The sequence below is a fragment of the Leptolyngbya sp. FACHB-60 genome, from assembly GCF_014695775.1.
GTDB lineage: Bacteria > Cyanobacteriota > Cyanobacteriia > Phormidesmidales > Phormidesmidaceae > Nodosilinea.
In genome coordinates this window covers 1-10,670 of record NZ_JACJOX010000034.1, presented here as the reverse complement: position 1 = coordinate 10,670, position 10,670 = coordinate 1, and the positions used below count along the sequence as shown (strand labels likewise).

At 49.9% G+C, this 10,670-nt stretch carries 6 protein-coding genes; 2 read left to right on the top strand and 4 right to left on the bottom strand.

The window, feature by feature from the left end; all coding sequences use genetic code 11:
* Window positions 1-133 precede the first annotated feature (133 nt).
* From H6F57_RS13825 to H6F57_RS13810, 4 genes are all read right to left on the bottom strand, one after another.
* Entirely contained in the window at window positions 134-1,348 is a 1,215-nt protein-coding gene (locus H6F57_RS13825; protein ID WP_190626334.1) for a hypothetical protein, read from the bottom strand.
* A gap of 439 nt (window positions 1,349-1,787) precedes the next feature.
* Window positions 1,788-4,973: a DEAD/DEAH box helicase family protein gene (locus H6F57_RS13820; protein ID WP_190626333.1), complete on the bottom strand. Its 3,186-nt coding sequence runs from the start codon at window positions 4,971-4,973 to the stop codon at window positions 1,788-1,790.
* 53 nt (window positions 4,974-5,026) lie between these two features.
* A complete protein-coding gene (locus H6F57_RS13815) occupies window positions 5,027-5,842 on the bottom strand; it encodes a hypothetical protein (RefSeq protein ID WP_190626332.1) in 816 nt (271 codons plus the stop codon).
* A gap of 81 nt (window positions 5,843-5,923) precedes the next feature.
* A complete protein-coding gene (locus H6F57_RS13810; RefSeq protein ID WP_242024849.1) occupies window positions 5,924-7,999 on the bottom strand; it encodes a site-specific DNA-methyltransferase in 2,076 nt (691 codons plus the stop codon).
* A gap of 1,070 nt (window positions 8,000-9,069) precedes the next feature.
* Between H6F57_RS13810 and cas12k the strand changes: the two genes are divergently transcribed.
* A complete protein-coding gene (gene cas12k, locus H6F57_RS13805) occupies window positions 9,070-10,425 on the top strand; it encodes a type V CRISPR-associated protein Cas12k (protein ID WP_190626331.1) in 1,356 nt (451 codons plus the stop codon).
* Window positions 10,426-10,482: 57 nt separating this feature from the next.
* Window positions 10,483-10,670, top strand: a 188-nt coding sequence (locus H6F57_RS13800) for an IS630 transposase-related protein (RefSeq protein WP_190624969.1), incomplete at its 3' end; no start/stop codon positions are given.

Sequence of the window (10,670 nt, the reverse complement as noted above, 5' to 3'; positions counted from 1 at the left end):
AATTTTTAAATATCTTCCGATTTGGAGTAATGGCTTATGTTTTTCAAAAATCTCTAGACTCTCTATAAAAACTGTTATCAGTCCAGGGGAGCAGGATACGACTTGCCCAATCCTATTGGTATGTTCACTAACTTCATTCATGTGAATCACTTAAGCCAATAACATACTGAAACTCTTTCATGTTCATTCCTCGTAAAAGCTCTACTTCGACATCCTGTATATCGAGAGAACTAATTTCAATCTCACCTAAAGCAAACAAATACTGACCTTTTTGTTTATTTAATACGTTGCCATTTTTTTGGTTATCCTCCCAACTAATAATTCGAAAATGAAACTCAGGGGCGGCAACTCCGCTTACAGGCTTGCCTCGAAGTGGCTCTCGGAAAAATCTACCTTCTTCAAAAGAGCCACCGATATAACCATCTTCGGCAATTACTTTTTGTAGATGCAAGCGCTTTTGTATTCCCTGGATATCATTATATTCACATGTAAGGCAGATTAGAGGTGTCTCTAAATGTGCTGTCTTCCAGTGATATTTGTTGCGATATCCTCTAATAAATTTTACAATTTCATCATCAAAGTCTTCTATGCTTTTTGAATTAATTATGAAGTAACGACGACACTTATTGGCATCGAACTTGGTCTTAAGCTGCTTGCGTTTAGCAGCAAGCAGCTTTTCCTTTGATTTTAGAGCCATTGTCCACTGAGTGATGGCTGTTTGGCGAATTTCTTTTAAGTTTTCTAGGAACTGCTTCTTAGTGATTTTTCGTTCATTTGGATCATGCTTGATACTGACTGCAGCAATAGCATTCACTGCATTTGGATAGGCAAGTGTCTCAATTGAATCCTCAGGGATGCCATTTGCTCTGAGTGCATCGTTAACTTTTTGTACTAAAATATCGTAACTAGGACCAAATCTCATTTCGAATCTGCTTAGAAAATTGTCAATATTAATGGCAGAAGAAATTTTGTCAACATACTTTTTAAGATCTTTATTTGTCGATTTCAGAGCACTCTCGCACTCAGCTTTGCCAATGTTTGGTGGTGGATCACTAATTATTGAAAAATGAGCAAACAGAACATATCTAATATCGCTACTTTGATTTTCGCAACAATGCTGAAGCATCTGTAGCAAAGGCTTATAGATAGTGCTTACTTGAAAATTCCCACTTGAGCCGTGATACTTGCACTGTATTGCTGTAATACCTGTAGGCGTTGTAATATCAATATCTTCAATTATGCCTTCAACTGTAATTTGGTGATCATCCTCTGATCCTAAAATTTCAAATATAGTTTGATGAAATTGGTATAGAAAGCCTTTAATTGTGTAATCAGCAGATCGAGTCATATAACCTAGCCCCAAAAAACGTTCTCAGTTATGATTACTTCCACCTGAGCATGAGATACGACCTACTATTTACTTCTCACCAAAATCAATACACGTGATCTTGCTCGGCGATCTGAAGGAGTATGTCCTCTTTAATATTTCCCTTGCTCGAACTAAAAATACGGAAACAATCAGTATTTTCTGTGTAAAGAAATCTTGATCTGATTTGCTAAGTACCCAACTACCCCCTTAGCCGGGATAGCGAACGTCTAGAGGCGCTGAAACGCTCTATAACCGTCTACCGCATGGTTTCTGGTCAAAACAGGCAAGAGGACTTAGTAGCTTATCTGCTGAACTACCTGTCACCCGCCGACATTGAGCAGGTTACTGAGGAGTTACGCATTGATTTGGAGCCACCAGGTCTTCTAGGTACAGCAACGTCCCCTTAAATCTTTGTGCTCTAGGCTTTTGCTATCTCCCAAGCTTCGTCCATGAGCTGCCTGACATCTTTGAGCTGGCACATCTCATATTGCCAGTGACCGTAGCGGCCATCGGCATTAACGGCAGCAGCCCAGCGCTGACCTGCTGCTTTCTTTAAGTCTCGCTGAGGGTCCCAGCCTTTGGTTTCAAGGATGAAGTGGTGGGGCTCGTCGGTCTTCAGGCGAATGATGAAATCGGGGATGTAGTCATGAGGGTAGCCGTCTTTGCCCAGATAGGGGATGGTGAACCGCAGTCCTTCATTTTTGACAAAGGCTGCGGTGCCAGGGTGGGTGTCAATGATGTATGCCGCTGCCTGCTCCCATTGGTGGGTGTCGGCTACTACGTAGTTCGCATGGCAATGGATAACATCTCGAACCGATTTGCTGCTCCAGAAGTCAATATCGTCGGTGGTGCAAAGGCCCCGATGAGTTTCGTATTTGGGGACTTCTGGGGTTTCGCCTTCGTCGGTGTCGGGGCGAATGGACTGGGTGAGCTGATCGACCACAAAGCCGTAGTAAGGTGACAGAAACACGTCTAGGATGTCAGCGGGTTTGATGGGTTTAACCTTTTCGTGCAGGTAGCGATCGCAGATCGTCCTCAACTGCGGAAACAGCACATGGGCGGGGGCCTCGTAGGTGCCGCTGCCCATGTAGGTTTTGGTGAGGGTGCTGGCTAGGTCAAACACCAGCTCTTGGAACCGCCGCCCCTTGCGGAAGGGGTTGAGGTTAACGCTCTCTAGCTTGCCGGGGCCAGAGAGGGAGGCGCGGCCCTGGTTATTGGGGATGGTGGCCTTCATTTCAACTTCGGGGGCGATGTTAAAGGGGTCAAGCTCTAGGGAGCTAACGGAATCCCAATCAACCCGCACTCGGTTTTTGACTGCCTGAGTGTAGCCCTGCACTAGGGGAATCTCGATGCGATATTGGGATTTGCCAGGCACAGCATAGACTCGGTGCCGCTTTTGCTTCTTGGGTTTAGCGTTATTGGGGTTGGCCTTGTAGGGAATGATCTCGAAGGGCACTCCAAAGACCTTGGCTACTTCCTCTTCAAACTGGTTTTTGTCATTGAGGGTATAGTCGGCACGGCGCAAGGCTCGACCCACTACCTGCTCACACAGCAGTTGTGACATAAAGGGGCGAATGCCGATGACGTGGGTAACGGTATTGCAGTCCCAGCCTTCGGTGAGCATGCCTACGGAGACAATACAGCGAATATCTCGCCCAGGCGGGTGCAGAGGCCGCTTGAGCTTTTGAGCGAGGGCTTCAAAGTCTTCGGGGTAGATGGGGCGACCCTGGCGATCGCTGGGCCAGGTCATACGCCCTACGGTGTCGAGGGTAAGGCGCATCCACTTGGCTTCATCGGAGGCTGAGGCTCCAGATTCCATCTCCTGGGCCACTTTAGAATCGACGCGAATGGTGTTCACCCGGTCTTCGGTATTGCGAAAGAGAGGGATTTTACAAGGGGAGATATTCGACGCCTGCTTGTTCTCTGCCAACCATTCGTAGATGGTCTTGGCGATCGCAGTATTCTTGCACACCACAATAAACACAGGCGGGCGTGGATCTTCTCGCTCAGGGTCGTTGGCCCATTCTTCCGTTAGTGCCGCCCACTCGGCTCCCAAAATAGTGATTGGGTGCTGGGCGTGTTTGAGTACTGAGTCTGGTTTGGGGTTGGCCTTATTGCTGCCCCTCTCTTTGGTGCTCATCTGCTCCATGATCCACTTCCAGATGTTGAAGTAGCCGGGTACGTCTTTGCCGGTGCTATCACGCACAGCGAGCTGAGGCACCTTGACCAGCGCCGCCTCGATCGCATCCATTAGGCTAAAGTCTGACACCACCCAGGGAAAAGGCTTGTTGGCATTGCGCCCCATGCGGCTGAGGTAGTAGGGGGTAGCGGAGAGGTCAACACAGAGGTTAATGCCCCGCAGCTTGTTGATCCGGTCGAGCCCTTCTACCCAGATGGTGGCTTCCTGTACTTGGTAGTCTTCGTCTTCTTCGGCCTCATCTTCCCAGAGGGCGGCCTGGTCGTCGTCTTTCTCTTCGGGGTGAATGCGGTAGGCGTGGTGGGCTTCGTCGTTGAGCACCAGAATGTTTTGTTTGCCGCCCACTTCGCGCCCTAGGATACGATTGATCCAAGCGGTTTCGCTCTCCAGGTAGCGAAAGGAAACGACCTTGGCTGCTTTGAGGTTGCCCTGGGTGTCGTAGTCTTCGCCGCCGTCGGCAACGCGCAGTTGCCCCAGGGCAACTTGCTTGCGGTAGGTGTCGAGGTCGAGGTAGCGACGACCTCGGGCGGTAGTGTTTTTGTCGCCAATGCGAATGAGTTCGGTGGTTTGTACCTGTACGCCTACTCGCGTCACCTTGGCTGGGGCATCACCGGCGGTCTGGGGTGTGCGCCGCTCAAACATGTGCCAGTTCATCACCAGTACGCGCCCCCGCCGCAGGCTATCCATCAGGTGGGGCGGCACCAGTTCGCGGGTGCGGTAGAGACTGGCTTCGCCCAGGTCGGGGTTGAGTTCGGCCAGGCGATCGCGAATGGTGACGTTGGGGCACACGATCAGCACTACGTCAGAAAATCGGGCATCGCCGCGATCGTTGACTTTGTTGAGAATGCTCCAAGCGGCCAGCATGGCCATGACGGTGGTTTTGCCGCCACCCGTAGCTATTTTGCAGGCGTAGCGGGTAAAGGCGCGAATGCCGTCTTGCCACTGCTGCTCGGTGGGGTCATCGGTGGGCACGTTAATGCCCTGGCGCAAGTCAGGCCGAGCCTCGGTCAAAAAGATAACGGCCTCAGCGGCCTCTCGCTGGGCAAAGAACAGGCGGGTAGCGCGGTCAGGATCATTCCATAGGGTCAGCAGCTCTAGGGTGGTGCGGGTGACACCGGGGTAGCCTTCGGCCCGCCATTCGTCTAGGCGATCGCGAATTTGGTTGACCAGGGCCATTAGGTAGGCGTTGTCAAATCCGCGATGCTCATGGCCCAAGGGCAGCTCTTTGCAGGGGCTAAGGATGTCGTTGCGGGTATCCCAGGGTTTGGTTTGATCTCTGGGTGGATAGACGATGGAAGGCCGCCGCCCATCGCGGAGATGAGGTGGTTCGCCTTCGCGGATAAACCAATAGCGGTCTGGTTTGTCAAAGGGCGAATTGAGGATGGGAGTATCGACTTCGTAGGTCATGGTGCCAAATAAGAATTACGGCCTCAAAGAGCCACAAAGAATTATCAAATTACTTAAAGGTCATCGAGAAGAAATTGATCGCCATTTCTTGGGCTGATAATTAACTTAAACTTATCTTGTGGCTTAACATTAAATCTTTCAACGAAATCACGCGGTGAATTGATGGAATAAATTTTTCCATCAGTCAAGTCTATATAAGTATCAATGAATTTGCCAAAAGCATTATTAGAAGGGATGAAAAGATACCTCCATGTGCATGATTCCCAGTCAGGGTAGAGCTGTACTATTCCAGGATTGTCGTTTGGGATACCATGATTCCTAAGATAAGCTACTGCCTTAAGGAAAGAGTCAGACAAATTCAGAATCAAATCCGTTGTCATATCATAATGATTTAAGACAACAAAAAAAGTGATGTACTTTCCATTAACATCAACTTCTTGATAGATTTCGTATGCACCTTGATTGTCAAGCTGATTAAAGACAACGGTTTGAAATAGTTCGTACAAATAATAATCGATCTTAAGCTTTTGGGTCCTAGCTATCCTAGGTGCAATCATCTTGATAAATTCTGCTGCGTCGGCACCCTTAGACTTGAAGAAGCCTTCGCCTAAAAGCTCATTCCAAAAGCCATTCATAAATTCGTTGATAGGCTGGCGAACAAAAGTTGCAGCCGTTAAAGTCATCAAGCCTCCAAGCCCAAAAGTGACTATGCCACCTAAGTCTATAGCCCCAGATTTTGAATCATAAGAACGTTCTTCTAATGGGCCAAATCGGAAGGAAGTCTGTCGAAGATTCTCTAATGTTTTCTCATCTACAGATGACTGTTGATAAGAAATATAAAAACCAGTTTCAATCGGTATGTCATTCATGGTTTTAGCTCCTTAACCACCAGCAATTCGTTGCCGCGATCATCAATGACCTTGACTGCGACCTGGCGGTGGTCGCCTGCTTCAAAGGGGGCGCTGGTAGTTCCGGACAGGTGCTCCCACACGGAATCTTCGTAGGTGCCTTTGAGGGCTTTTTTGAGGATCCCAGGCGGAGGTGCGAGGGAAAAAGGCTTGGCAGACGTGGAAGCAGAGGCCGTTGTAGTCGGTGTCGAGAAACCAAGCGGGTACGTCATTAGCTCCTCGGTGGTAGGTGTCCATGGTGCCGGGGTCGAACACATCTAGGCCCAGCAGCTCGACTTGGTAGCGGGGGGCATCTTCTAGATGTTCTGCGGCATGGACGGCGATTTCGGGTAGGCCACAAACACTGAAGATCTGGCTGCTGCGCATGTTTTTGAGCAGATCGCCCATGAGCAGATCGGGGGTGGCCTGCACGTAGGTGGCAGGTATGCCCACAATGTCGTCGCACTGGTCGATCAGTCGGCGGGCATTGGGGTGAATGGCAAAGCCAATAACGTAGAGGTGGCTGTAATTTTTGGCCGCTGCTTCTTTGGCAGATTCGTAGACGGTGCGCTCTACAATTTGGCCATTTTCCGGGCCAAAGACAAAGGCCACGGGCTTGAGCGACAGCGGTAGCCTGTCACTGTTGTGCTCTAGGGCTTCGTCTACCACGTCTTCTAGGCTAGGGGAGTGGCTGTCGCTGGCTTTGACCAGAGCTTCGGCAGAGAGATATAGGGTTTTAGCGGGTTTGCGTACCTGCTGAAAGTCTAGGGTGCGGTTGCCTTCTAGCCGCAGCACGGGGCTTTTGCGCAGCACTTCAAGCATGCGATCGTCAAAGGACAGCGAGGCATCATTGGCAGGGGCGATTTCATCGTCAGTGTCAGTGTCAGCGTCAATGGGGGTAGGGATAACGGCTTCAACGGTGAAGGGGCCGGTGACGCGAGTATAGTTGTTGTCTTTTTCTGGGCGATCTACCAGTACTTCCTCATCAGGCTGTTCGTTGTTGGCAATGCTTTTGAGGGTGATGTGGGGAACGATGCCGCCGACTTCTTCGCCTTTGCGGTTTTGCTTACGTTTATATACAAAACCTCCCGCAGGGCCACGGGCTTCATCTTTGAGAACGTAATAGGGAAAGGTAGCGGTAAGGAGGCGCTGCCGCGCTAGAGCGAGAGGCACTCGGCTAACGTCAGCAGTAATCCAACGACGGCCCCAATGTTCAGCCACATAGGGGGTAGTGCCACTGCCGCAGGTTGGATCTAAAACAAGATCACCGGGGTCGGTGGTCATGAGGAGGCAGCGAGAGATAATCGCTATTGGAGTTTGTACAACATATGCCTTATTTTGATCTGCCCCAACATCGTCCCAAATAGAATTCACCATCATGACAGGAAAATCATTAAAGTGCCTCTTGTATCGGAGTGTTTTCCCTGTGATGGATAGTCGGTTTCTTTGCGCTAATACTTTCAATCCCTCAATCGTTGTTTTCCAATGAGAGTTATTTCCCGGAGAGAAAACTTTTCCTTCATATTCAAAAGTCCGAGAGAGTTTTTCAGAGTAGCCCTGAGAAATCAAGTTGTCATTCTGAAAAATATTAGAACCAGGAGGTAAGAGATTAGGATTGGCAATCTCCTTTGGATGTAGACTCCTAGAGCTTCCATCAGGTAAATCAACCTGTCGATAATGATCCCCACCATCTCCATCTAATTTTTTCTCAATATAAAGCTGCTTATATTTTAACTTGCTTCTATCGCGAGAATACCAAAGCAAGAAATCGGCACTAGCCGGTATAACATTTACTTTTGCAAGTGGGCTATTTAACGCACTTGTTTTCCGACATATCAGTAACGAGCAAAAATTTTCCTTTCCAAAAATCTCATCCATCAGTTCTCTAACATGATGAACATTCTCGTCACTAATCTGAACAAAAACACTGCCGCTGGGCGTTAATAAATCCCTTGCCAGCAGCAGCCGATCACGCAGATAAGTCAAATAGCTGTGTAATCCCAACTCCCACGTATCTCGATATGCCTGCACCATTTCTGGTTCGCGGGTCATATTGTCATCGTCGTTGTGTGTTACATCTCGCTTACGCACAAACGGTTGAAAGTTGCTGCCAAACTTCACCCCATAGGGCGGATCCATATAAATCATCTGTATCTGTCCGCCCAGACCCTCATACTCCAGCAGTGAGTTCATCACCTGCAACGAGTCGCCCAAAATCATGCGATTGATCCACTTGTCACGGTGCTCGTAGGCTTTTAGTGCCTGGTCTACAATCGAGTGCTGCGGGTCGCCAAACAGTTCAAACAGACTAAGCTGGTTGCCGCCTTTCTTATGGCCCAGCAGCGTTTCAATAATCGCTTTAGTCGAAAGCCGTTCATGGATAAACAGCGGCAGCGTCGGCACCTCAAACGACAGCCGCTCCGCCTTGCCCGCCCAGTTGAGGAACGGCTGGCTCATATTTTTGAGGTTGCTAAGTGCTACGTTTGCACTAGACAGATGCTCTAAAACTTGTTGGTGTAAATCACGCAACTGGCGTTCTAAATCTTCTTGCTCAATTTCCTTCAGGTTCAATGACTTTAGCTGCGCTAACCTCATACTGATTTGAGATAGTCGCTGTTCTATGTCAGCAATATGAGATTCAGCTTGCTCACGTGCGGGGTTCTCATCCCAATCTAGCGCTGGCGATAGCGACGAGTCGTAACGATATGTCTGAGGCGGCTTGCGCTTCTTCTTAGGAAACTGTGGCTGGGTGCCCACATCGGGCCGTAAAAGGCTATCTGCTTCGGGGTGCTTGTAGTTTTCTGGCAGCTTCCGGGGCTTTGATCGGGCCATTGAGCATGATTCCTAAATATCTACTAGCCGAGGACGGCGTCGTTCTCCGTCTTGGGCTGTCTGTCTGGCATGTGGGGCTCGACTTGTCTTACCGGGGCTTTAAGGTATAGCCCTAGCCTATTTTTCGTTGAGCCCAGCCGATTTCAGGATGCCCCTAATTTAATAGGCTGCTCACGCATGTGGGTATTTATTCGGAATCTAGCGTCATGCCGTTACAAAGTCGTCACAAAAAATAAAGTATTCCACTTGCGCCCTCGCTGTCCCCTAGTTGAAAAGCCTCTAGAGCCATGTCTACAGACCTTGACCTAGCTAACAGGCCCTATGTAATTTCTCGCTGAAACGCTAAACTAACAGCGCCGAGTAGTACGTGTAAACTAATGAGTCTAAAGACGATTCGCTGCCGTCTAGTTGCCCCAGAAGCCACCCGTAAAGCGATTTGGCACCTCATGGCCGAGCGCAACACCCCACTCATTAATGAAGTTCTCCGCCAGATTTCCCAGCATCCAGACTTTGTTACCTGGCAGCGCCGGGGCAACCTGTCTAACGCCCCCGCCAAAACGCTCATCGACACCCTCAAGCAAGACCCTCGCTTCAGCAATCAACCTGTTTGGTACTACATCTCAGCCCAAAAGCAAGTCACCTATACCTTCAAAAGCTGGCTCAGCCTGCAACGCCGTAAGCAGTGGCGGCTAGAGGGCAAACGCCGCTGGCTCAATATTCTCCAACCCGACACCGCTCTGGCCGATAACGCCAAGTGCAGCCTGGAGAAATTACAGGCCACCGCAGCTCGCATCCTCAAAACCGTCGAGGATCTAGACCCCTTCAAACACTTGTTGCAGGAATATGGCAAGGCCAAACAAGCCCTGCGCCAAAATGCCCTGGCTTATCTTCTCAAGCGCAGCGCCAAACTAGAACCTGAAATAGAAAACTTAGAAGCTCTTGAAAAGCGTTACCAAAAAGCCGAAATTACTATCCAGCGGCTAGGGGCTCAACTTAAGGCTAGCCTCCCCAAAGGCCGCGATTTAACTGGCAACATCCGGGCCGAAGCCCTCGTCCAGAGCATCCAAGCTCCCCCCTTAGATGATGAGAGCTACAGCGCCTGGCACCAAGCACTTACACGCGAATCTGCTACCCTCCCTTTTCCCATCATCTACGAAACTGCCGAAAGCCTTGTTTGGTCAAGGGATGAACAGGGCCGCTTACTGGTGAGCTTTCAAGGTCAAGGCGTCAGCCAGTATAGGTTCAAGATTTACTGCGACAAGCCTCACTACCCCTGGTTTGAACGGTTTTGGGTAGATCAAGAGACTAAAAAGGCAGGGGGCGATCGCCACTCAGCCAGTCTTTTTACCCTGCGAGCGGCCCGGCTGTCGTGGATTCCTTCTAAAAAGCATCAAGACCAACCAGAGCCTTGGAACTGCTACCACCTCAACCTGTCTTGCACTGTAGACACCGCCCTGTGGACTTTAGAAGGCACCCAGCAGGTAATCACAGACAAAGCTGCCAAGACCGCCACTAAGCTGGAATCCATGAACACCAAGGCAGCCCTCTCCAAAACCCAACAGGGCTACGTGCGACGTTTAGAATCCACTATTGAGCGGCTACAGACGCCCTACCCCCGCCCCAGCCGCCCGCCTTATCAACCCAGGGCAGACATTCTGGTAGGTGTCAGCATGGGCCTAGACAAGCCCGCTACGGTTGCTATTGTCAATGCCCTCACCCAAGAGGTGCTATAGCAATCCGTATAAGGGTTCGGTCAGGCAGAATGACAGGATATCGAGAGGACTATAGTGATGCCAGCTCCCTACAGCCTTGACCTGCGCCAGAAAGTGATTGCCTCGATTGAGTCAGGCCAATCCAAAGTTGCCGTCAGTCAACTGCTGGGCATTGCCCGTAGCACCCTTACGGAATGGCACAACCAGTATCGCGGCAATGGGGAGGTTGCCCCGAAGCAAGGTTACCAGCAGGGCCATAGCCACAA

Excerpts from the sequence above, each read along its gene's own strand:
- H6F57_RS13825 (WP_190626334.1), bottom strand. The coding sequence starts at position 1,348 with ATGACTCGATCTGCTGATTACACAATTAAAGGCTTTCTATACCAATTT.
- H6F57_RS13820 (WP_190626333.1), bottom strand. The coding sequence starts at position 4,973 with ATGACCTACGAAGTCGATACTCCCATCCTCAATTCGCCCTTTGACAAA.
- H6F57_RS13815 (WP_190626332.1), bottom strand. The coding sequence starts at position 5,842 with ATGAATGACATACCGATTGAAACTGGTTTTTATATTTCTTATCAACAG.
- H6F57_RS13810 (WP_242024849.1), bottom strand. The coding sequence starts at position 7,999 with ATGGATCCGCCCTATGGGGTGAAGTTTGGCAGCAACTTTCAACCGTTT.
- cas12k (WP_190626331.1), top strand. The coding sequence starts at position 9,070 with ATGAGTCTAAAGACGATTCGCTGCCGTCTAGTTGCCCCAGAAGCCACC.